20 protein-coding genes are annotated in these 24353 nt (G+C 38.5%); 13 read left to right on the plus strand and 7 right to left on the minus strand.

The window, feature by feature from the left end; all coding sequences use genetic code 11:
• Positions 1-24 precede the first annotated feature (24 nt).
• Positions 25-1632: a glycoside hydrolase family 43 protein gene (locus FHY47_RS11520; RefSeq protein ID WP_140461924.1), complete on the minus strand. Its 1608-nt coding sequence runs from the start codon at positions 1630-1632 to the stop codon at positions 25-27.
• 78 nt (positions 1633-1710) lie between these two features.
• Positions 1711-2910, minus strand: a complete 1200-nt coding sequence (locus tag FHY47_RS11525; protein ID WP_066106300.1) for an ROK family transcriptional regulator — start codon at positions 2908-2910, stop codon at positions 1711-1713.
• A 138-nt stretch (positions 2911-3048) separates the two neighbouring features.
• Between FHY47_RS11525 and FHY47_RS11530 the strand changes: the two genes are divergently transcribed.
• From FHY47_RS11530 to FHY47_RS11540, 3 genes are all read left to right on the plus strand, one after another.
• On the plus strand, positions 3049-4344 hold the full coding sequence (locus FHY47_RS11530) for an extracellular solute-binding protein (RefSeq protein ID WP_066106303.1): 1296 nt from the start codon (positions 3049-3051) through the stop codon (positions 4342-4344).
• Positions 4345-4414: 70 nt separating this feature from the next.
• The gene (locus FHY47_RS11535; protein WP_066106306.1) at positions 4415-5293 is read left to right on the plus strand and encodes a carbohydrate ABC transporter permease; all 879 of its coding nucleotides are present in this window, start codon (positions 4415-4417) and stop codon (positions 5291-5293) included.
• A gap of 16 nt (positions 5294-5309) precedes the next feature.
• The gene (locus FHY47_RS11540) at positions 5310-6131 is read left to right on the plus strand and encodes a carbohydrate ABC transporter permease (RefSeq protein WP_139892231.1); all 822 of its coding nucleotides are present in this window, start codon (positions 5310-5312) and stop codon (positions 6129-6131) included.
• A gap of 139 nt (positions 6132-6270) precedes the next feature.
• Here FHY47_RS11540 and FHY47_RS11545 read toward each other — a convergent pair whose 3' ends face one another.
• Both FHY47_RS11545 and FHY47_RS11550 read right to left on the minus strand, forming a co-directional pair.
• A complete protein-coding gene (locus FHY47_RS11545) occupies positions 6271-6903 on the minus strand; it encodes a YesL family protein (RefSeq protein WP_148630676.1) in 633 nt (210 codons plus the stop codon).
• A 180-nt stretch (positions 6904-7083) separates the two neighbouring features.
• Positions 7084-7917 (minus strand): TetR/AcrR family transcriptional regulator, encoded by an 834-nt coding sequence (locus FHY47_RS11550; RefSeq protein WP_181162024.1) that lies wholly within the window; start codon positions 7915-7917, stop codon positions 7084-7086.
• Positions 7918-8028: 111 nt separating this feature from the next.
• Here FHY47_RS11550 and FHY47_RS11555 point away from each other — a divergent pair, with 111 nt between their 5' ends.
• The 6 genes from FHY47_RS11555 (at position 8029) to nagE (ending at position 16519) form a co-directional block, all read left to right on the plus strand.
• The gene (locus tag FHY47_RS11555) at positions 8029-11127 is read left to right on the plus strand and encodes an efflux RND transporter permease subunit (RefSeq protein ID WP_139892234.1); all 3099 of its coding nucleotides are present in this window, start codon (positions 8029-8031) and stop codon (positions 11125-11127) included.
• A gap of 138 nt (positions 11128-11265) precedes the next feature.
• A complete protein-coding gene (locus FHY47_RS11560) occupies positions 11266-12111 on the plus strand; it encodes an aldose epimerase family protein (protein WP_139892235.1) in 846 nt (281 codons plus the stop codon).
• Positions 12112-12268: 157 nt separating this feature from the next.
• Positions 12269-12787 carry a PH domain-containing protein gene (locus FHY47_RS11565; protein WP_066106323.1) on the plus strand — a complete coding sequence of 173 codons (519 nt, stop codon included), beginning with the start codon at positions 12269-12271 and terminating at the stop codon, positions 12785-12787.
• Positions 12784-14226: a PH domain-containing protein gene (locus tag FHY47_RS11570; RefSeq protein WP_148630678.1), complete on the plus strand. Its 1443-nt coding sequence runs from the start codon at positions 12784-12786 to the stop codon at positions 14224-14226. Before FHY47_RS11565 ends, FHY47_RS11570 begins: the two co-directional genes overlap by 4 nt.
• Before the next feature lie 225 nt (positions 14227-14451).
• A complete protein-coding gene (locus FHY47_RS11575; protein WP_139892238.1) occupies positions 14452-14922 on the plus strand; it encodes a PTS sugar transporter subunit IIA in 471 nt (156 codons plus the stop codon).
• Between the two features lie 142 nt (positions 14923-15064).
• Positions 15065-16519: an N-acetylglucosamine-specific PTS transporter subunit IIBC gene (gene nagE, locus FHY47_RS11580; protein WP_139892239.1), complete on the plus strand. Its 1455-nt coding sequence runs from the start codon at positions 15065-15067 to the stop codon at positions 16517-16519.
• 209 nt (positions 16520-16728) lie between these two features.
• Here nagE and FHY47_RS11585 read toward each other — a convergent pair whose 3' ends face one another.
• Positions 16729-17553, minus strand: a complete 825-nt coding sequence (locus tag FHY47_RS11585) for a PRD domain-containing protein (RefSeq protein WP_066106335.1) — start codon at positions 17551-17553, stop codon at positions 16729-16731.
• Positions 17554-17779: 226 nt separating this feature from the next.
• Here FHY47_RS11585 and FHY47_RS11590 point away from each other — a divergent pair, with 226 nt between their 5' ends.
• From FHY47_RS11590 to FHY47_RS11605, 4 genes are all read left to right on the plus strand, one after another.
• On the plus strand, positions 17780-18949 hold the full coding sequence (locus FHY47_RS11590; protein ID WP_066106338.1) for an iron-containing alcohol dehydrogenase: 1170 nt from the start codon (positions 17780-17782) through the stop codon (positions 18947-18949).
• Positions 18942-19340, plus strand: a complete 399-nt coding sequence (locus tag FHY47_RS11595; RefSeq protein WP_066106341.1) for an acyl-CoA thioesterase — start codon at positions 18942-18944, stop codon at positions 19338-19340. The genes FHY47_RS11590 and FHY47_RS11595 overlap by 8 nt, the downstream gene beginning before the upstream one ends.
• Positions 19341-19487: 147 nt before the next feature.
• Positions 19488-20744, plus strand: coding sequence for a CYP152 family fatty-acid peroxygenase CypC (gene cypC / locus FHY47_RS11600; protein WP_148630680.1), 1257 nt, complete (start codon positions 19488-19490; stop codon positions 20742-20744).
• Between the two features lie 166 nt (positions 20745-20910).
• Positions 20911-21819: an SDR family oxidoreductase gene (locus FHY47_RS11605; protein ID WP_148630682.1), complete on the plus strand. Its 909-nt coding sequence runs from the start codon at positions 20911-20913 to the stop codon at positions 21817-21819.
• Positions 21820-21882: 63 nt separating this feature from the next.
• Here FHY47_RS11605 and FHY47_RS11610 read toward each other — a convergent pair whose 3' ends face one another.
• Both FHY47_RS11610 and rsgA read right to left on the minus strand, forming a co-directional pair.
• The gene (locus FHY47_RS11610; RefSeq protein ID WP_148630683.1) at positions 21883-22527 is read right to left on the minus strand and encodes a DUF4272 domain-containing protein; all 645 of its coding nucleotides are present in this window, start codon (positions 22525-22527) and stop codon (positions 21883-21885) included.
• Positions 22528-22968: 441 nt separating this feature from the next.
• Positions 22969-24006: a ribosome small subunit-dependent GTPase A gene (gene rsgA / locus FHY47_RS11615; protein WP_148630685.1), complete on the minus strand. Its 1038-nt coding sequence runs from the start codon at positions 24004-24006 to the stop codon at positions 22969-22971.
• Between the last annotated feature and the right edge of the window lie 347 nt (positions 24007-24353).

The raw sequence follows: 24353 nt of genomic DNA on the forward strand, positions 1-24353 counted from the left end.
CAGTCTATTTTACCCCTACGCAAATTATTCATTGACCTTATAAGTAAAGTAATCAAAATCAGCAGCCTTGCCTTCTCCAGATGTATCCTGGCACTGCATGCCTACAAAGGCTCCAGTAAAGAATCCGCCACCGCGGATATAATCATCAGATAGTTTATAAGAGTATAGGGTTACTGGGATTTGTGTCCAAGCTTCTCCGTCAAATGAATAGGAGTAGTGATACGTGTTTGTTTGGACTTCGGAACGTATATAAACATATTCAATTTCATCCGGTACCGGAATTTCATTACCACTCAATGGTCGATCAAAGGTGAAATTATCACATACGGTTAAATCTAGAACTCTACCTTTCTCTTCGTTCCATGTAAGCTGAAGGGCGCTCCAATTTTCCGTGTTGTAATAGTTTACTAAGCCGGCGGCCTGCTGGAATGTGTCCGGGTTAAAAGCCAATTTAGTTTCAGCTGTAAAGTTAAAATGCTGCCAGCGTCTTGCCACAAAAGCCTGTGTGAATTTTGAAGTGAGTGATTCTTTACCGTACAATCGCAAGTGACCTGGTTTGTCTTCCAATGAGAGATGATCTCCTAGAGGAATCCGTAAAGTTTGGAAGTTAAGATTCAATGATTTCTCGTTAAAATCATCTTTTTCAGGATAATCTTTTTCCCATTTTACTTCCTCCATCTTAGGTCCTTCTATTTCAAGAGAAGGCTGATTACCGCCCACTACATACGGCCAATCGTTCTCCCAAGTCAATCGTTGAATGGCTGTTTCACGGCCGAGCGGACAAAACCCTCTTGGATCCAGCAATGCCTGATTCTCTTTAGGAAGAGGGCGTCCGGTTAAATGAACTAAAAACCATTCATCTGTATGAGTGTGAACGATAGAAGCATGGCCCGCTTTTTGTAATGGATTTCTTGGATAAGGAAACGATGTAATTAACGGATTTTCCGGATGTACTTCATATGGTCCATCAATCGTTTTGGAGCGGGCAATGGTTGCCTGGTGATCATATTTTGTTCCACCCTCTGCCGTTAACAGATAGTAGTAGCCATTCCATTTATATAAATGCGGAGCTTCTGTCAGTTTGATGTCGGTTCCTTTAAAGATAATTTTTTTATCTCCAACTAACTTTTTCTCTTCTACACTATATTCCTGAAGTACAATTCCATAGAAACTATGGTTTCCAAGGCGATGATCCCAGACCATATTCACAAGATATTTTTTGCTGTCATCATCATGGAATAAAGATGGATCAAAGCCAGAGCTATTAAGATGGATTGGATCAGACCATTCGCCATCAATCGTTTCACAGGTACTGAGATAATTATGGCTGTCTTTCCACTGTCCGCCTGTCACCTTGACATCTGTATAAATGAGCCAGAACTTCCCATCATGGTAGGAGAGAGCAGGAGCCCAAATACCCCCTGAATCAGGATTTCCCATCATATTTAATTGGCTTAATCTATTTAATGGGCGGGAAACTAATGACCAATTTTTTAAATCCTTAGAGTGATAAATACCGACCCCGGGGAACCATTCAAACGTAGAAACGGCAATATAATAATCTTCGTCACGTCTGCAAATACTTGGATCAGGGTTAAAGCCAGTTAAAATAGGGTTTTGAATTTTCATTATTGTAGCCTCCTTAATATATAAAAAAATAGAAGCGCTTTCATAAATGTGTAATCTTGATTGCGTCAGCAAAGAAAGCAGCTAATATTGATGCACTAATGGATAGGTCTGAATACTTTGATGATACAGGTCGTTATCTAAGAAATGTTCAGTTGAAAAAGCAGCTACGCCCAGTGCGCAAGAATGACTCGCTAAACTTGAATATTGTATATGTAAGTTCTTTTGATGATTAGATAGAGAATGATTTTTTATGGTTTCTACTAATGAAGAGTGAATCCATTTTTCACAGGCGGCCAGGCGATTGCCAAGAATAACTTGATTAGGGTTAAAAATATTAATGATATTATTAATGCCAATCCCAATCGATTTCCCTATTTCACTGAATAATTCAATTGCTGTTAGGTCTTCATTTTCAGCAAGATCAATTAAATGTTCGAGTGTAATGGCGGGATCATTCATCATGAGCTTCGCCTGACTGACTAGGGCTCTCTCTGATGCATATAATTCCCAGCATCCATGGTCTCCACAGCGGCATTTTTCTCCGCTTCTTTCGATTGTCATGTGACCCAGCTCCCCTGAAAGTCCATTATTGCCCTGATAAAGTTGGTTATTCAGGATTAAGCCGCCGCCGATTCCAAACCCAATACTGATGTATATCATGTTGGTGAAGTTTATTCCGACACCGAATTTTTTTTCGCCATATGCCCCACAGTTTGCTTCATTCTCAACTTTAACAGGTACACAGTATTTCTTTGCGACCATATTTTTCAAATCGATGTTTTTCCAGTTTAAATTGGGAGCCATTAAAATTCTTCCAGTTGTATCAACTGTGCCCGGTACACCAATACCAATCCCGACTAAACCATATGGTGAATCAGGAATGGAAGCAATCATACAATCAATCATTTCATACAGTCTTTTTTTAATATCTTCATAGGTTAGTTCCTGGAATTTTTCCAGTTTTTCTTTGTGGATTTTCCCCTGTAGGTTGGTTACGATTCCTAAAATATAGTTAACTCCAAGATCAACTCCTATGGAATAGCCTGCATTTTCATTGAAGAATAACATAACTGGCCGTCGGCCACCGTTGGATTTGCCAGGTCCGGATTCAGATACGAGCTGTTCCTCTATAAGCTCGGAAACCAATGAAGAGACTGTTCCTTTATTAAGGCCGGTTTTATTGGCCACATCTGTGCGTGATAAAGGAGGAGATTCCTTAATAACATGCATGACCAAAGATTTATTTTCTTTTTTTACAACCTGCTGATTATACGTTTTCAATGGTCCGCCTCATTTCTATCACATTTACTATAATAGTAACATCTAATACTTTGTTTATCTAGTAGACAAACAAAGTATTCCATGATATTCTAAATTTAAGTTTAATAGTAAGTAAAATTAACTATTGGGGGTTTAATTATGCGTAAAAAGAAAGCGTTTTCATTTCTTGCTGGGTTCTTGGCCTTATTTTTAGTTCTAGCGGGATGTTCGTCAGAAACTGAAAAGTCAAACAGTGATGGAAAGAAAGTTGTTAAGTTTATGCACCTATGGCCGGAAGGAAGCTCTAAACAACATCATGAAATTGTTCAGAAAATCGTTGCTGATTATGAGAAGGAACATAAGGATGTTAAGGTTGAGCTTGAAGTACTTAGCAATGAACAATACAAGGATAAAATTAAAGTTTTATCTGCTTCCAATGAACTTCCTGATGTGGGAATGACATGGTCAGCAGGATACCTTCAACCATACGTGGATGGCAAAAAGTTTGCGCCGCTGGATGACATTCTAGAAGGAGATTTAAAGGATTCTTTTGTAGCTGGTACTTCGGAAGCTTACCAAATCGATGGTAAAACGTACGGTCTGCCACTGGAGCTTAATATAGCCTCTGTCTTCTATAATAAGAAAATGTTTAAGGATAATGGCTTAGAAGCTCCAAAAACATTTGATGAGTTAGTAAAGGCCGCAAAAACGCTTGATAAAAATGGAGTTGAGCCAATTGCGCTAGGTAATAAGGATAAATGGACTGGTTCATTATGGTATATGTATTTAGCAGATCGAATTGGCGGGACTGAAGCATTGAAAGGTGCCATTGATCGTTCAGGTTCTTTCGAAGATCCAGCGCTTGTATCTGCCGCTGAAAAAGTACAGGAATTAGTTGATGCAAATGGGTTTGTAAACGGATTCAACGGTTTATCTGATGAAGAAGCAAAAAGTATGTTCATGAACAGCCAAGCCGCTATGTATCTAATTGCTACATGGGATTTGCCAAACTACACAACAAATCCAGATGTACCTCAGGAATTTAAAGATCAGGTTGGTTTCTTTGACTTCCCATCTGTTGATGGAAAAGGGGATATGAACAGTTATGTTGGTGGACCTGGAGTAGGATTGTTTGTTTCTGAAGACTCTAAAGTAAAAGAAGAGGCGAAGGATTTCGTATCTTACTTTGTTCAGCAGTGGGGAGAAAAATCTGTCACGGATGCCGGCGTAATACCAGCTACTAAAATTGATGCTGAGAAGCTAGATTTGCCGCAAATGTATGTAGATGTTTTAGGGAAATTAAATAAAGCAACTAATATTACCTTATATGCGGATGTACAATTAAGCTCCGATGCAGCACAGGTTCACTTAGATCAAATTCAAGCTTTATTCGGCAAGGAAACAACTCCAGAGAAATTTGCAAAAGAGCATGAAAAGGCGCTTTCTTCAAAGTAAAACGACAAAGGAAAAAGGATTCATCCTGATACGATGAATCCTTTTCCTACATACAGATGAGGTGGTTTTTATGAATAAGGTGATGTCCAATAAGTGGATTATAGCTATGTATATTCTGCCGGCTTTGTTATTGGTCAGTGTACTGATTTTTATCCCGCTTATTTTGACAGGTTATTATGGACTTATGGATTGGGATGGCATTGGAGCCATGAAGTTTATTGGATTGGAGAACTATATAAATGCAATCCAGGACGCGAAATTTTGGGATAGTGCCTGGCATTCCATTTTACTGGCTATCTTTTCAACATTGAGTTTAGTTATCTATTTAGCTATTTCTCTCATTCTTGCTTCCAAAATAAAAGGGGCAAATTTATTAAGGAAAATTTATTTGATTCCAATGCTGCTATCTTCAGTGGCTATTGCGCAGCTTTGGATTAAAGTGTTCAATCCATCGAACGGAATATTAAATACGATATTGGTTTGGTTTGGGGTTGAAAATCCACCATTATGGTTATCTGATACATCTATCGTTTTATATGCTATTTTTATCCCCATCCTATGGCAGTATGCAGGATTTTATATTTTGATTTATTATGCAGCCCTAAAAAATATACCTGAATCTTTAATTGAAGCAGCAAAAATAGACGGTGCTACTCCATGGCAGATTGCCATGAAGATTAAATTGCCGCTGATCATGGGAGTTGTAAAAGTTACAATTGTACTGGCTATTGTTGGTTCACTTAAATATTTCGATCTTATTTATGTTATGACAGGCGGAGGTCCGAACGGATCCAGTGAAGTAATGGCATCCTATATGTATAAGCTGGCTTTCTCATCCTCTAATTTTGGTTACGGCAGTGCAATTGGCTTCCTGTTACTGGTCATTACGTTAATTGTGACGTTTATTATCAATAAACTGACTGCATCCAAGGAAGAAATCCAATATTAGAGAGGAGAGGAAAAGAATGGCTCGTTTTGGAAAGATAGTATTATATATTTGTTTGACAGTTGTTGCGGTCTTTCAGGTGTTCCCAATTATTTGGCTTTTCCTGTTTTCATTAAAGAGCAATCAGGAGATATTTGCGGGTTCGCCCTTTGCTCTTCCCTCCGAATTTAGATGGGAAAACTATTTGAAGGTTTGGGATGGAGGCATAGGATTATACTTTTTTAATAGTATTTGGATTACAGGAGTAGCCATTATTTTGACAGTTCTTTTTGCAAGTATGGCAACTTATGCGATTACGAGGATGCATTGGAAATTCAGTAAGCTGGTGCTTGGTTTGTTTATGATCGGGTTGATGATTCCAATTCACTCAGCATTAATTCCATTGTTCAATATGTTTTTGAACGTAAACTTAATTGATAATCCATGGTCGATTGTTCTTACCTACACTGCATATAATTTACCGATTACGATGATGATTCTGCTTGGCTTCTATACTACATTGCCAAGAGAAATTGAAGAGGCTGCGATCATAGATGGAAGCTCAATCAACCGGATGTTTTTCCGGATTGTCCTGCCAATGTCCATGCCTATTCTTTCTACGACAGTCATCATCAATATGATTTACAATTGGAATGAATTCGTTTTTGTTAATACGTTTATCAGCTCTGATAAATATAAAACCTTAACAGTCGGCATTCAGAATTTTATTGGACAGTATATGACTGACTGGGGTGCCATCGGTGCCACATTAATTATCAGTTTCCTACCATTATTGCTTGCCTTTATTTTCTTTAGTAATAAAGTAATTGAAGGATTATCAGCTAGCGCAGTAAAAGGATAATAGGATAAACCAAAGCGACATACACCTGGCATGGGGAGTATGTCGTTTTTATGGTTAAGGAATTTATTCAATGAAATCAATAAAAGCACAAGTGCGATAAAGGAGCATTTGTGCTTTGCGTTTTAATTAACTGACAGAGTTATAAATCAGTCTGTTTGATTTTGTTGTTTGCCTCTAAACGTTTGAAAGAGGAAGAGGCTAACCATGATGTAATAAAGGAATAAAAGCTTAAACCAAAAATAAATGCAAGTGCAGGGAAGATGAACGAGATGATTGAAAATGCAACAAGGCAAATGACCATCATGATAATTTGGATTGGGCTAATTAACATAATGAAGAATGCTTGTTTATAATTGGATCGTACCGTTAAATCATAATGAGCGAACACAGGAAACAGGTAAAAAAGTAAAAAGATAAAAAATAGAATGCAAGCAAATATCGGGATATGAGTCCAGGTCATAAGCTTGCTTGCCTCGCTCTGTATGTAAAAAAGATCAATACCTATCAATAAAAAGATAATGGATGTATAAATTCCTAAATGATTACTTTTCCAAAAGTCTTTTTTGTAATAGGACGAAAAAGTATTGAACACAGGTAAATCCGAATTCCCTTTCAACCATTCTCTCATTACAGAAAACATGGCTGTGGTGGCGGGGTATATCCCTAAAACAATTACACCGGCCAGCGTGAATAAAATCCATAATATATTTACATAAGCAAACCTCATAACCCATTCCAATATGGTATAAAGGCTGTTTCCTAAATCCTTCAATTACGAAAACCCCTCCCTGGTGAAATCATCTTATTCTATTTATTATACTGCAATATCGCAGGGTGTAATAAATATTAATAGAATAAATAGAATATTTGATATGGAACTATCAATAAGTATAAATAAAATCCCAGGCATTTTCTGCGTTTGGGATTTATGAATAATTCCGGTTGTTAAAATTTATTGTAATGTCTCCAAATATGTTTCATATAAATAAGCAGTCCATTTAGTGTGGGAATTTGCCTTTAAGTTTTTTAGTAGCCCTTGAATGATGACTCCTGGATATTGGGGGTTCAATAAATCATCTTTTAATAGCTCTAATGATTGCTGTATGGTTTGATCTGATATTTCATCCTTTTTTGCAGTGAGCAAATCCACCAGTTCCCCCTTGGTAGGAATGATAGATTTTGAGCTTGTATAGGTTAAATATTCTGCTGAAATAAGCGGAATGTCTGCCTGGTTAGCTAGAATGGTTACCTTTTCAACTAACGATTTGCATACTGTATCAAGCTCAAAAGGATAATTTGATATGAATAGCTCTGCATATAGTTTAGAGAAACTTTTAATGGTATAAACCAAATCTGGTCGCATCGAATCATCCACATTTGGAAATTGTCGGTCAACAATAGAGAATATAATAGAGTTCATAAATTGATCATATTTTGATAACTGTTCAAATAATTCCATACTACAGGAGGTAAATTGTTCTGTTATTAAAACCTTTGCAAAGTTGGAATGGCTTTGATACGAACTAAAAATATTAAAATAAAAATGATAAAGCAGTGAATGGTCTGAATTAGATTCACTGACCGCCTGTTCAATATTCGCTGCCATATCGCTCAGGAAGTAATCAATAAGTGCATAAACTAATTCATCCTTAGATTTATAAGATAGGTAGAATGCGCCTTTTGAGATTCCGCATACTTCCGTTATTTGTTGAACAGATGTTGCTTCAATTCCATTCTTTGCGAAAAGCTCAAAGGCCCTTTCCATTATTAATTGTTTTTTAACCATGCCGACACCCCTGTTCATTTAGTTGACATCTGACCAACCAGTCATTATTATAATTAATTGTAGGAATTGAGTCAATTGTTTGAATTTTTTTAGTTAAAGGAAGGTGTAAGGGTGAAGGGGTTAGTCAACTTTGTTTTAGGAAATAAACTGGCCGTGTGGCTATTAACGATTATTATTACAGCATCAGGAATCTATTCAGGTACAAGAATGAAAATGGAGTCAATTCCAGATATATCTATTCCTTACTTAATTGTAATGGGTGTATATCCCGGTGCTGCTCCAGAGCAAGTAATGAATGAAGTCTCCATTCCAATGGAGAAGGCAATAGAAGGACTTGAAGATGTCAATGCCGTATATTCCAATTCATCATCCAGTGTATCTCAGGTTCAGGTAGAGTATGAGTACGGAGTAGATATGGATGAGAAAAAGCGTCAGCTTGAATCAGCTATTGACGGAGTAAAAATGCCGGAGGATGCTGAAGAACCATCTATTATGGCAATCAGTATGAATATGATGCCGATTCTATCCTTATCCATCAGCAGTGAGGAAGAGGACATTGTAGATTTAACCTCGACTGTTGAAGATACAATCCTGCCTAAGATTGAAGATATTGATGGTGTAGCTTCTGCAACTATCACAGGACAGCATATAGAAGAAGTAAACTTCAGTTACGATCAGGAAAAGATGAAGCAATTGGGACTGACTGAAGACAAAGTGAAGGAAATGATTCAGGCGAGTGATATGGAGCTTTCACTCGGTCTTTATGAGTTTGAGGAAGGCGAAGAAGCGGTTTATGTAGATGGTAAACTAAAAACAGTTGATGACCTGAAAAACATGGTCATTCCAGTTACACCGTCTGCGGAAAATCCAACGCCATTTGTGAAATTGAGTGACATTGCAAAAATTGAAACGGTTGGTAAAGTAGAATCCGTTTCACGTACGAACGGTAAGGATGCCATAGCGATTCAAATCGTTAAAGGGCAGGAAGCAAATACCGTGACAGTCGTGAATGCTGTTAAAGATTTAATTGATGACCAGGAGAAGGCAATCGATGGATTGAAGATCGATGTTACGCTTGACCAGGGTAAACCAATTGAAGACTCTGTATTTACGATGATTGAAAAAGCTTTATTTGGCGGATTAATTGCGATTCTGGTTATCTTGTTATTTTTACGGGATATCAAATCTACGATTATATCCATTATCTCTATACCAGTATCCATTTTCATGGCATTGTTGCTCTTGAATTGGATGGATATTACTTTAAATATCATGACACTTGGTGCGATTACGGTTGCGATTGGACGGGTAATTGATGACTCCATTGTCGTTGTGGAAAATATTTATCGAAGAATGCACTTGAAAGAAGAGAAGCTTAGAGGGCGTGCACTGATTCGTGAAGCAACGCTTGAAATGTTCAAGCCTATATTGTCTTCAACATTAGTAACGATAGCAGTATTTGCCCCAATGGTCTTCATTGGTGGTATGGTAGGAGAATTGTTCATGCCATTCGCCTTAACAATGTCATTTGCCTTGATTGCATCGTTAATCGTGGCCATTACAATTGTTCCGGCACTATCTCACTTCTTATTCCGTAAAGGAATATATGGTGAAAGAAAAGAAGGTCAGCATAAAGAAGTAGGTAAACTAGCATTATGGTATAAAGGTGTATTGGCGAAGGTGCTGAACCATAAAATCATCACCTCCATTATCGCTGTTGTTCTGCTAGTTGGTTCAATAGCCTTAACACCGTTAATTGGATTCAGCTTTATGGGATCACAGGAAGAGAAAACAATGTATATTACGTACACACCAGCTACTGGTGAGTTACAGGAAGATACATTGAAAAACATTGAGCAAGTCGAAGAGAAGTTAATGGATCGGAAAGATATAGATACAATCCAGATATCCGTAAACGATTCTGATTCTGCTGATATGGCAGCATCTATGGCTATGGGCGGCGGTGCTGGCGGAGCATTAATGTTCCTCATCTTTGATCCTGATATGGAAAACTTCAGTGAGGCAAAAGAAGAAGTTGAAGAATATTTACTTAATATCGGCCAATCAGGTGAATGGAAGCTGCAAGACTTTGCAGCTATGGGCGGCATGTCATCCAATGAAGTAAGCTACACGATTTACAGTAAGGACTTGGATGATCTGCAGAATGCTGTTAAACAAGTGGAAGGCGCTCTCGGTAATGTGGATGAAGTTGAAGATGTGACTTCTGATGCCGAGGATCCATATGTTGAGCACGTATTAAATGTGGATCAGGCGGATGTCCTGCAATATGGTTTAACTACTGGCCAAATTGTTATGGCACTAAATGCATCTGATCAAAAAGAAGTATTAACGACAGTTGAAAATGATGGCAATGATATAGAGGTAGTCGTTCAACGTGAAGCGAAAGCTGATCCGAAATCAATGGATGACTTACTGAAAACGCCAATACCAACTGCACAGGGTACGGCAATGCCTTTATCCGAGTTAGTAAAAGTTGAAGAAGGCACAACACTCAACACATTAGCTCGTTCTGAAGGTGAGTATTATGCGACTGTGTCTGCAACCATTATCGGTGAAGATGTATCCAAGGCTTCAACTGCAGCAGATGAAGAAGTGGATAAACTCGATCTACCTAAGGGTGTAACGACGGGAGTTGCGGGCGTTGCAGCAGATATGACTGAGACATTTACACAGCTAGGGGTGGCCATGATTGCAGCAGTTGCAATTGTCTACTTTATCCTAGTTGTCACATTCCGTGAAGGATTGGCGCCATTTGCCATTCTGTTCTCCTTGCCATTTGCAGTAATAGGTTCATTTGTTGGATTATATCTAACTGATCAAACCATTTCTGTATCTGTTATGATGGGTCTGTTAATGTTAATTGGTATTGTTGTTACAAATGCCATAGTGTTAGTTGACCGTATCATTCACATGGAACGTGAAGGAATGAAGATGCGTGAAGCCATTCTTGAGGCTGGAGCAACAAGATTGCGCCCAATTCTCATGACTGCTATTGCTACAATTGGTGCAATGATACCAATGGCACTCGGTGATGGCGGCGGTGGAGGTCTTGTTTCAAAAGACTTGGCTATTACCGTTATTGGCGGTTTGATTAGTTCCACGCTATTAACTTTAGTAGTAGTACCGATTGTTTATGAGGTACTTTCTAAAATGCTTAAGAAGAATCGTAAGGATATAGTAGAAGACTAAACAACTAAAAACACAGTTTCCTAGCAACCTAGTTTGCTAACGAAACTGTGTTTTTTTGTCTAGCCATTAATCAATATGAGTATGAATTGTGGTATAATTCACAAATATAAATCAATTTAGGTTTAAGGAGTGAACGGAATGACGATGGAAGTAATGGCGGGTTATAACGTAATCGTTCTTACGGAAAAAGCCACAGATTCAAGAGCGGTTTTATGTCCGGAAAGAGGGGGCATCTTAATTCAGCTAACTCTTCATGGAAAGGACATTTTATATTTACAAGAGGAAACGTTTGCGGATCCAGCAAAAAATATCCGCGGAGGAAACCCGGTTCTGTTTCCAATCTGTGGTCCATTACCAAACAATGAATATCAATTAAACGGACATACATATACAATGCGACAGCATGGATTTGCCCGGAATAAAGCTTGGAAAGTAATCGATCAAGCTTCAAATTGGGCTACTTTACAACTGCAGGATGATGAAGAAAGCTTTAAACAATACCCTTTTCATTTTTCTCTAGAATTTACGTATAAATTGGAAGACGGAAAACTAAGTATCTACCAAACCTACAAAAATTTATCATCAGAAACCATGCCATTCTATGCTGGTTTTCATCCTTATTTTAATGCGAATCATCCAAACAGTCGTTATGAAATTCCAGCAACTCAATATGTTGATAATGAAGATGGCATAACAAAAAAGTACGAAGAAAATCTAAAAGATTTACCTATTCAGGATGCAAAGAATTTCAATCCGGTATCTGAAGGGATATCCAGACTAAGTAATAATCAAGACACTATAGAAGTAGAGTATAGCAACGACTTTACTACCATTGTTGTGTGGTCAGAACGGCCGGATCAATATGTATGTCTTGAACCATGGATGGCATTACCTGGTGGATTTGAACAGATGGAAGGTGTTGTTCGTTTACCTGCGCACGATGAGTTACAGGCTAAATGCAGTATCTCAATCAAGCTGGGATAAACCTGGAAGGATACAACTCGGTAAGGCTAGTTACCGGGTTTTTTTATTTGATTGAAAGGAATAGAAGGTTTTTTGTCGAAATAAGGGATAGGAGCATAACAGAGTAAATATCTATCCTCACGTATAGATAGTAAAAGATAAGCAGGGATGTGGAGCAATGTATTTACAGATTCAAGAACCGACGCAGAGAATATCGAAGGACAGTATATTGGTTTGGAGGCTGTCCAAAACACTTGGGCATGGAGCCACTATCCTCGTAGCTGGGGTATTATGGTATCTATCTGAAATGTATGAATGGAAAACGTGGATCACCTATACTTTAATCGTGCTTATAGGTTTGACAGTGCTTTCAGCTATTTATGAAATTTTATTTGAACCGTACTATAAATATAAAACCTGGAGATACGAGATTGACGAGGAATACGTTCAATTGAAGCGTGGCCATTTTATTGTAGAGCACATTGTGATTCCGATGGCAAAAGTAGAATATGTATCGACACATCAAGGCCCCTTCTTACGAAAGTATCAGCTTTATGATGTTGAAATAGGAACCACAACTACAAATCATACGATTCCAGCGATACCAGCTGAACAAGCGATCGCTTTAAGGGAGCAAATTGCGATTTTCGCGAAGGTTAAAGACCGTGATGAAAAAGGAATGGAGCAGGAGTTATGAATCACTCTAAAAAAAGACAGCATCCTGCCTGGATTCTTATAGAAATCGTTTCATTTATTAAAAGTCTCTTATTTATTATCATCTTCCTATTTATTTTAAATGCTGGCACAGAGACCGGTTGGGTTGTATGGGCGCGATATGCATTTTGGGCTGTTGTTGCCTGGGCCCTTATATACATTCCATTAAAATGGTATTCAAATACCTATGAATTGAACGAAGAAGCGATCGTTCTTCATGAGGGTGTGTTGGTTAAAAAGCTGCGTACAACAACCTATGAACGAATTCAGGACCATCATATTCAAACAAACTTTATTCATAAGCTGCTTGGGCTAACAACGATTAAACTTGAAACCGGGACTACGGATGACGAATCGACTCTAATCTTTGAGGCTGTTAGTTCAGAGGAAGCGGATCGCATCCTTGATTTAGTATACAGGAAAAATTCCAATCGGTTAGATGAAGCAAAAGAAGAAGAAGTCGTTGAAAAGCAGATCTACTTCCGCTCCACTCAAAAAGATAACCTAAAAGCTGCGCTGACGTCATTCAGTTTTCTAGCCATTTTCCCTCTTCTGGCAGCTGTGTACTCAAATATTGATGATTTTTTTAATGTAGAGGAATCCACTAAAGCAGTGTTTACCTACTTTATGAATCACTTAGGTTTATTGGTTCCGTTGATTGTAATTGCGCTTCTTCTTTCTTTTGGAATAGGATATATCCAAACTGTCATCAAGTATGGGAATTATGAAATAGCCGGTGATAATCAAAGGATTTATATTTCTAAAGGAGTGTTGAACAGAAACACTTTTTCTATACAAAAAAGCAGGGTTCAGGCGATTACGATTAAACAGTCTTTAATCAAGCGTCTTCTGGGGATGGCCGAGGTCAAGGTAGTAAGTGCCGGCCAAACAGAGAGTAGTGAACAGGAGATTAGTTCACTTTATCCATTTTTACCAAAGCATGAAGCCTATTCGTTAACGAATGAATTATTGCCAGATTATCATATTGAAGAAGAAATGACTCATTTACCGAAGCACGTATTATGGCTAAGGCTAATTCGCCCTTATTACTGGACGATTGCTGCTTTGATCGGTCTCTTTTTATTCAAGAAAGACTGGATTTGGCTGGCTATAGGTGTATTTGTAATTGAGCTGATTCTCCGCCTCCTTAATTATAAATTTACAAGCTATTTGCAAACGGATGCTTTCATCCAAGTACGAAATGGCGGTTTAATTACAGAAACCTTTTTAACAAAACGCAAGAATATCCAGCAAACCGTGAGTAAATATTCATGGCTGCAGCGTAAATTTAACGTGGCTACATTGGAATTCACCAATCGCTCCAAGCCGGTTGTCATTACTTCATTACCTGATGTACCAAAGGAAGTCGTTGTGGAATTTCATGAATGGTATAAGGGTAGTGCCAATATAAAAAGATTGTAAGTGCATCCAAAATTATCCTGTGATTTACATAGGAAAAATGATACTATGGAGATAGAAATGTTATCTGTCTCACATGTAACTGATACGATCAGGCATGGTGGTATAGTGATAGGTTAGAAGTAACCTATTTCTAATTCCGCCATGCCTTTTTTTGGTCAATAGGACAGGATGAAGATTAATTTCTAAATACAATTCATATCTATAGACAGAGAGGAGCAATTAAGAATGGCATTTAGTTTTTTTAAGAAGAAAGAGAATAATTTGGTGGCACCGTTAAATGGTACAGTTATTTCAATTGAAGAGGTTCCCGATCCGGTATTTAGCCAAAAAATGATGGGAGAAGGTATTGCAATTCAGCCTTCGGGCGGCCATGTATATGCGCCTTTTAATGGAGAGATTATCATGATTGCTCCAACCAAACATGCCATTGCGATCCGCAGTAAATCTGGTATTGAGGTCTTAATTCATATTGGTCTTGAAACTGTTGCCTTAAATGGAGAAGGATTTCAGCCTTCCGTTAAAGAAGGAGAACAGGTGAGAGTTGGACAATTGTTGATAGAGGTGGATTGGGCGTATTTAGAGGAGCGAGTTGAAAGTACGGTTACTCCAATTATAGTGATGAATAGCGATAAGGAAATTACCTACGGCAGTAAGGGAACGTGTACACAAGGTGAAACGGTTATTATGACAATCTAAAACTATTTTTTATTATACATGAAAGGAGGTGATGAGAACTTTAGGAAAGTGCATTATTTTGAAAACGTTTTCAAAATCTGGTCAAATGTATGGCTTGAAAGCGTAGTCTAGCTCACTAATTAAAAGAAGCGGAGGGAGTAAAGTGAAGAAGTATATACAAAGGCTGGGCGGCTCGTTAATGTTGCCTGTCGCAGTTTTGCCTGCTGCTGCTATTTTGATGGGACTTGGTTACTGGATTGACCCTGATAACTGGGGTGCTGACAGCCCTTTGGCGGCTTTCTTAATAACAGCCGGTAAATCAATTATTGACAGTATTCCAATCCTATTTGCAGTCGGTGTGGCGCTTGGAATGTCAAAGGATCGGGATGGTTCAGCTGCTTTAAGTGGCTTAGTTGCCTTTTTAGTTGTAACGACCTTGCTGGCACCGGAAACGGTTGCGATGTTAAAAGGGATTGAATTAGAAAATGTGCAACCAGGCTTTGATAAAATCAAAAATGCATTTGTCGGAATCATATCAGGTATTATAGCATCTTCTATGTATAACAGATTCAGTCATGTCAAGCTTCCGGATGCATTGGCTTTCTTTAGCGGTAAACGTTTGGTGCCGATTATGACAGCCTTAACCATGCTGGTTGTCTCTATCGTTTTACTATTTGTTTGGCCTCCTGTTTATACTGCTCTGATTTCATTTGGTGAAGGTATCTCTAAATTGGGAGCCGTAGGTGCCGGTCTTTACGGATTCTTTAATCGATTACTAATACCAACCGGTTTACACCATGCGTTAAACCAAGTATTCTGGTTTGATGTTGCGGGCATTAATGATATCAGTAACTTCTGGAAAGGTGAAGGTGTAAAAGGTGTCACTGGAATGTATCAGGCCGGATTCTTCCCGGTAATGATGTTTGGGTTACCTGCTGCTGGATTGGCTATGTATCATACGGCGAAAACAAAACATAAGAAACAGATCGCTTCCTTAATGCTTGCTGCAGGCTTTGCTGCATTTTTTACAGGTGTGACAGAACCTCTTGAGTTTGCTTTTATGTTTGCAGCCCCATTATTATACTTAGTCCATGCTGTATTGACAGGAATTTCTCTAGCGGTTGCCGCCACTTTTCATTGGACAGCGGGGTTTGGATTCAGTGCTGGTTTTATAGACTTTGCCCTAAGTTTCAAATTACCGCTTGCAAATCAGCCTTATATGCTGATTGTCCAGGGATTAATTTTTGCAGTCATTTATTATTTCTTGTTCCGATTCATTATTGTGAAATTTAATCTTAATACACCTGGAAGAGGAGAAGAATTGGAGAATGAGGCAAATGGAATGCAATCTGCTGCGGCCTCTATTGAAAATAAATATGCTAGTTTAGCTGCTGAGATTTATACAGGATTGGGTGGGAAAGAAAATATCGTTTCTGTTGATAATTGTGCAACTCGCCTTAGACTGGAAGTCAAAAATATGGAAGCGGTTGATCAAAATAAAATTAAATCAACCGGTGTACATGGTATTAAGATAACCGGAAGGGAAAGTCTGCAGGTTATTGTCGGTACAAACGTTCAGTTTGTTGCTGATGAATTAAAAAAATTAGTAAAGAACTAGTTCATAATCGTTTTAAATGAAAGATACAATCATAGAATTTCAAGTGGATCCTATTAAATTGGCAACTTAGCTTCATTTTTTGCAGGCATCTAGCCTATAATGCAACTCAAACGAAAGCTCCTTCCAGTCGATATGGAAAGAGCTTTTTTTAGTATTACAAGTTCAACTATGAGAGAAGCGGTCAAAGCTATCAGCAATAAATAACATAATCATCCCTTTCTGCCTCGCAATCTCTCAATATGAATCGTAATATAGCCAATTTCCTCAGAGGGAAGATGTATGCCATGCTGTGTAGATAGATGTTCTGCGATTGTTTTAGCACATTGGTAAGAGGAAGGAAACTTACTGCTTATCATCATTAGCATTTCTTCATCCATTGTGCGTTCAGGAGCTTCATTGACTCTATACAGGGTGTAGCGAAAATGAGTTATTAAGCGCTCGTAGGAAAGTCCTGTTTCTTCTAAACTGATAGAAAAATAGTCCCTGATCATATGTACAATTTCATTAATAATAGAAGTTTGGCGCAGGGAGACTTGCAGATTTCCAGACGGAATAGATGCCGTATGCAGATGGAGCGCGATAAAGGCAGCTTCATCTATGGGCATTTGTATACCTATTTTCTCCTTAACATGATTGATCGCCCAAATGCCTATGTCAAACTCCTTTTTATATAAAACTCTTATTTCGGGGATAAGTTTATTTTTTATAAATATACCATCTTCATGGCGTTCAATCGCAAACGTAAGATGGTCTGCGAGAGCAATAAAGATATGGGGATTTAATTTTACTTGAAGGCAATCCTCAGCATACTGAATAATCTCCTGTGTTAGAATCATATGCTCATTGGGGATTTGGGGCAAAAGCTGATCAAAATGATCACTGTTTTTGATAACAAATAGTTTATCGATCTTATTCCTATTGATGATATCGTTTTTCCCTTTATTAAATGCAATTCCTGGACCCAGCGCAATTTTTTCCTGATTTTCATCCATGACAATAACGGCATTATTATTAAGGACTTTCTTGATTTTCATGCATCTTCATCTCCTGCAATCCTTGGCATATTAGTTTTATATCGATGGGAAAGTGGTTACTTCTATCATATTAAAATAGATAATAGATGTAAAATTTATATTTAATTGGAAGAAAATTGTGTAGTTGTTAAAAATATAACAGGAAATAGACGGTTTATAACGAAGTATGTAAAAGAAGTCTTTAGATTTTCAGTAAAGAGTCATTAATAGAGAAAAGGAGGCTGTGATGGTGTTGTCTACTATTAAATTACCAAGTCAAACTTTTATCGGCTGGGGTTCAATGGAGAGACTGGATGAAGGTTTGCAATCTATGAAAAGTAATAAAATCCTGCTAATCACTGACCAAATATTACTTGATATTGGATTGCTTACACCTTATATGACTCCATTGCAATCAAAATATAGAGTTGAAATTTACACAGATGTAGAGCCAGAGCCGACTCTTGCTTGTGCTCAACGATTGGTCGATTTTGCAAGAATAGAAGATTTTGATTGTATTGTAGGTATTGGCGGAGGATCGGTATTGGATTTAGCTAAGCTGGCCGCGGTTATATCTGACAATGAAGGGGATGTTGCCGACTATTTAAATTTAACTGGGACAAAACCAATCCTCCGTAAAGGGAAACAAAAAATATTAATCCCGACCACCTCGGGGACTGGAAGTGAAGTGACGGATATTGCCGTGTTATCACTTGATGGAACAAAAGATGTCATTACCCATAAGTATTTGTTGTCTGATCTGGCAATTGTCGATCCGCAGCTGACTGTTTCTGTACCAAGACGAATTACGGCTGCTACCGGTGTGGATGCTTTGACACATGCGATAGAGTCATATCTTTCAGTCCAAGCGAATGATGTGACGGATGGGATTGCCATTCAAGCAATTAAGCTTATTGGAGGGGCAATCCGCAGGGCTGTACAAAATGGTGAGACCCCGGAAGCAAGATCAGCAATGAGCCATGGGAGTTATCTGGCTGGCCTGGCTTTTCACAATGCAGGTGTAGCCGGTGTCCATGCACTTGCGTATCCACTAGGAAGTCAATACAAACTGCCTCATGGTGAATCGAATGCTGTATTGCTGCCTTATGTAATGGACTATATTAAGGAACATTGCCAGGATAAAATGAGTCATCTAGTAACGATGCTGGGAGATGAAAAGCAGACGCCATTCGAGGTGTTTCATCAATTGATAGAGGACGTTGGATTGCCTGTCACATTGAAAGAATATGGTGTGAAGGAAGCCTCGTTGGTAGGATTGTCCGATGATGCGAACAAACAGACAAGGTTGCTGGCCAGAAGTCCGCTCCCTTTAAATAAGGATGATATATTGAACATTTATCAGCATGCATATAAAGGAGTGCCTTTGAGTAGGGAGGCGGGAGGCCGGTATGTATAAGAAAACGATAGAGCCGAGAGTTTCTGAAACAGATGGCATTGGCCATGTCAATAATACGACGATTCCCATTTGGCTTGAAGCAGCAAGGAACCCGATTTTTAAACTGTTTACTCCAGATCTCTCATTTCAGAAATGGAAAATGATCATTCTAAATATGAATATAGATTATAGTAGACAAATATATTTCGGTACAAATGTCGAAGTTTTCACATGGGTTAAACGCATTGGAAATACAAGCTTGGAGCTGTATGAGGAGATTCACCAGAATGGTCAGGTTTGTGCCAAAGGGACAGCAGTATATGTTAATTTTAATTTGGAGACTCAGAAAACAGAACCTATACCGCAACATTTAAAACATGAACTTTCCCAGCATGTATATATTGAAAATTGATTAGAGACTTACGGATTACGTAAGTCTTATTTCTATTAGGGCAGCTAGTTGGTACAGAACGGAAATGGCATGCATGAATAGTATGTTTATATACTTTTCTGAGGGGTATCCTGTTTTATTATGGACTATATATGAGGAGCTGTTGATATGAAAGGTATAAAAGAAATTCCTCGTGAAAAAACCGTTGATAACACCCTTACCCTACTATCAGAAGGGTACGAATTTATTTCTAACAGGCGAAAGCAATTCAATTCGGACATATTTCAGACTCGCCTTCTGGGACAGAAGGTTATTTGTATGACAGGAGAGGAAGCTGGAAGAGCCTTCTATGATGAAGATCGATTTATTCGTAAACCGGCAATTCCGATGAGAATTCAGAAATCTCTTTTTGGTAAAAATGGTGTACAAACGCTGGATGAAGAAGAACACCGACATCGTAAAGGGATGTTCATGTCGATTATGACACACCAAAGTTTGGACAAACTCCAGGAAATCACAAAAAAACAATGGATGTCGGTTATCCCTAAATGGGAAAAGAGTAAAAAAGTGATTTTAATGGAAGAGGCTAAACAAGTTCTTTACAGGATTGCCTGTGAGTGGGCTGGAGTTCCGTTAAAAGAAAAGGAAGTAAAAAAGAGAGCAGAAGAAATGTTTAATTTAGTTGATTCTATTGGTGGAGTGGGTCCAAGATACCAAAAAGGCAGATGGGCAAGAAGAGACTCAGATAAGTGGGTTGCTGATATTATTGGACAAGTACGGGATGGGAAAATAAGAGCTGAGCCAGGTACTGCTTTATCGATCATAGCTAATCATCGTGATTTGACTGGTGAATTGTTGGAACCGGAATTGGCTGCGGTCGAATTAATTAATATCATTCGACCTGTGGTGGCTAATTGTTATTTTGTTGTATTCTGTGCTATAGCGATGCATGATTATCCTGAGGTACGTAAATTATTGAAAACCAATAATGAAGTGTACAATAAAATGTTTGTACAGGAAGTACGTCGCTATTATCCTTTTGCACCATTTTTAGGAGCCAGAGTCCGCAAAGACTTTTATTGGAATGAATATCCGTTCAAAAAAGGGACATTGGTTCTTTTGGATCTATACGGAACCAATCATCATCCGAATCTTTGGGATGATCCAGATACATTTAACGTTGAGCGATTTAGAGAATGGAAGGACAGCCCATTTGCCTTTATTCCACAAGGCGGCGGAGATTATGATAAGGGACACCGTTGTGCAGGGGAATGGGCTACCGTCAAGATTTTGCAAACAACTGTTGATTTTCTAGTAAAAGATATTGATTATGAAGTACCCGAACAGGACTTAGCAATCAGTAAGACCAGAATACCAACCTACCCAAAAAGTGGATTCATTATCCAAAATGTAAAAAGTATTTAAATGAAGGGCACCCAGAGTGGGTGTCTTTTTTATGTTAAAGGGATTATAGGAAGCCACCTGTCTCTTGATGAGCTATTTTAATAAATATATAACCCCAGGGCGCATATAGGACACTTTTCTGCTATACGCATAATAGTGAGGCTAAAATTCGGGAGGTCTGAATTATATGTATCCATACTATAAGTATTTAAGGAAGGAAAGATATTGTAAAGATGTACCGATTGCTTTTCCTTCTCAACATCAAAGCGAGCATCCGGGGTTGGAATATGTAATGAATCCTAGACCTATATCTGAAAATCCATACTACAAAGGGAGCGGAAAGCTGGAGAGGAAGACTGCGCTTATTACAGGAGGAGATTCAGGTATTGGCAGAGCGGTCGCCTATGCTTTTGCGAAAGAGGGTGCGAATGTTGCTATTGTATATCTGTATGAGCATGAGGATGCCGAGGAAACAAAAGAAAGAATCGAGAAGCTAGGGGTTAAGTGCCTGCTTATATGTGGAAATCTTACCCATGAGGATATGTCAGTGGCTGCCGTTCGTCAATGTTTGGACGAATTTGGAAAGATCGATATTTTGGTAAATAATCATGCTGTACAGTTTGTTCAAAAACGGATTGAGGATATTACGGAGGAACAACTTGATTTAACATTTCGTACGAATATTTATTCCTATTTTTTCATGGTGAAGGCTGTCCTGCCACATCTCCAGCGTGGGTCTTCTATTATAAATACAGCTTCCGTAACAGCATATAATGGTCACCCTAAGCTATTGGATTATTCAGCAACGAAAGGGGCGGTTGTTACATTTACGCGTTCGCTTTCTCTTTCTTTAATAAAAAAGGGGATTCGGGTAAATGGTGTAGCTCCAGGACCAATTTGGACACCGCTGATTCCGTCTTCATTTTCAGCTGAAGAGGTAAAGACTTTTGGAACATTAACTCCTGAGGTACCGATGAAGCGAGCAGGCCAACCATTTGAAATTGCCCCCAGCTATGTATTTTTAGCATCAGATGATTCGAGCTATATGTCGGGGCAAATCCTCCATCCAAATGGAGGGGATATGGTAAGTTCGTAACAAGTAGTGACGAAACTGCAAGCCAAGGCATCCCCATCTGAATTGATTGAATATAGTATAGGTTTAGATTGTATCCATTGATATATCGTCCCATTCCTCATCCAAGATATTAATCATCCAATTTAGAGCATATCTTCTCTCGTAAACAACACCGGGACTAAGTTCAATCGGAAATTCTTCATTATTCATACGAGTTTCGGCAATAGCCCAATGGAGTCTGTACAAAAGATCGAGTGCATCCAGTATTTCATTTTTGTCCCGATAGGAAGCCCGTTCCAATAGCTCTTCCTTGGTAGAATGCAATACAAGATCATAAAGTGTTTCTACATCGGATAAAGTATGTGGGAATGGAAGATCGGGTATCAGATTGATGGCCCATAAAAGGGCAGAGTTACATTCAATTTTCCAGGAGTAGGTGTTATATTCGTCCTGGTCAGGTTCTTCATTCTCAATGAACTCTTTTTCCTCAGGAGAAAATAATTCTTTCGCATTGTAACTCTCTAAAAATTCGTCGATCGTTTCATCGGGGGCACCGCTGCCTTTAGCCGATACTATAGTGATGGCAATAATTCGGTCAATCACCTGTTCAATATCTTTAAAATGCAGGCTATTTTCACTTTCTAATGTATGTAAGTGTGTATTTATTGGGATTCCCATCTCTTTTAATAATTTTTCTGTCCGCTTTTTTCTTCCTATTGGACTATTCATTTAAATCTCCTCTTTCTGTACATAGGCCTGCCTTTTATCTTGTAAATATGGATAATCATTTTGTCATGATGATTTTAACATATTTTGGTTAAATGATTGAATATTCTGCACTGGGGGGAGAATTTTGTAATTTTTTATATAAGAGGATTTTTGTAAGAGAGGGTTTTATATGAGTGGGCAGTTCAATCAATTTACCAAGAAAGATAGGATAGTGGATAAGAAAAAGCACGCAGAAGAGGAGGCCTACAGGATGTAGGTCACGAAGACGTTGCCACAGGACGTGGCGAATTTAGTCTTCGATCCTTAATCCAGTCGTTTCAGCCTTTTGTCTAATCTAGCTTCGACGGCTAGAAGCTCAGGACATAAGCATGAACTCTACAGGAGGGAGAACACCTCCTTCCGAGTTCCTGTCTTATGCTCCTCGCTTCTGGGCAAGCCGTCTCAGCCTTTTGCTTTTTTCCATTTAGCTTTTTCCGCGAGTGCGGCGCGTTGGTTTTCTTTTCGGTTTAGGTAGGCGAGTTCGCGTTGGAGTTTTAGGTAACTGGCAAAGCGTTCTTTACTCAGCGTTTTATTGGATATTGCCTCCTGTACTGCGCAACTTGGTTCGGTTTTGTGTTTACAGTCTGTGAATTTACATTGTGAAGCTAATTCTTCTATATCAGTGAAACTATGACTGATTCCTTCGTCGGCTTCCCATAATTGTAATTCCCTCATTCCGGGAGTATCAATTATGATCCCTCCTCCATTAAGGATAACTAGTTCTCGGTGTGTAGTTGTGTGTCTCCCTTTATCATCATCTTTCCGAATGGATTTAACCTCTAGGATGCTGTCGCCGTATAGTACATTTGTTAATGTTGATTTACCGGTACCAGATGAACCAAGTAAAGCAACTGTTTTACCTTCTTGGATATAAGGGTCTAATTGCTCTAAACCCATCCTGTTTTCCGCACTGATAGCATGAATGGGTACACCTAATGCGACTGCCTCTACTTCTCTGATTTTTTGATCAACATCATCACATAAATCAGATTTGCTTAAAATAATGACAGGATTTGCTCCGCTTTCCCAAGCCATCAATAAGTAACGTTCCAGCCTGCGCATATTAAAATCGGTGTTTAGTGCATTGACTAAGAAAATGGTATCGATATTGGCTGCGACAAGTTGCTCTTCAGTTGTCACTCCAGCTTTCTTTCTTGAGAATTTACTTTTTCTTGGCAGTACGGCGTGGATGGTTGCTTTTTGCTCATCTTTTCGGGAAGTGATGGTAACCCAATCACCGACTGCAGGAAAATCTGAGCTTTCCTTTGCTTCATGACGCATTTTGCCTGTAACTTCAGCTAAAAGATTACCATCAGCTGAGAAAACACGATACATACCTTTATGCTCCAAAGCTATACGGCCTACTGTATATTCTTTATTGCTATATTGTTTGAAAGCTTCTTCAAAATGTTGATTCCAGCCTAATTGTTTTAAATTCAATTTAAATTCCTCCAAATGATTGTTTTTGATTGCAAAATAAAAAGGAGGCCAAACAAGTTGGTCTCCTTCATGTCAGTTCTGTGCTATAGACAGATTAGACAAATAAAAACCATGGGCACACACAGCCCATGGAAATATGCAAATTCAATCATGTTAGAATAAAAGAAATTTTTATGCATCCTTACCAGAGGGCTGTGATATGAAATTGACATTAACGATGTTTGCTATTTGAGTTTCCATAATACATTCCTCCTTTAAGTAAGTGATTACATTAACTATAGTTTAATTTTTTTTGATTTGCAAATGAATTATTCAGTTTATTCAAAAATGTTTGTATATGACATATG

It is taken from the genome of Bacillus sp. E214 (genome assembly GCF_008087365.1).
Classification (GTDB): domain Bacteria; phylum Bacillota; class Bacilli; order Bacillales; family Pradoshiaceae; genus Pradoshia.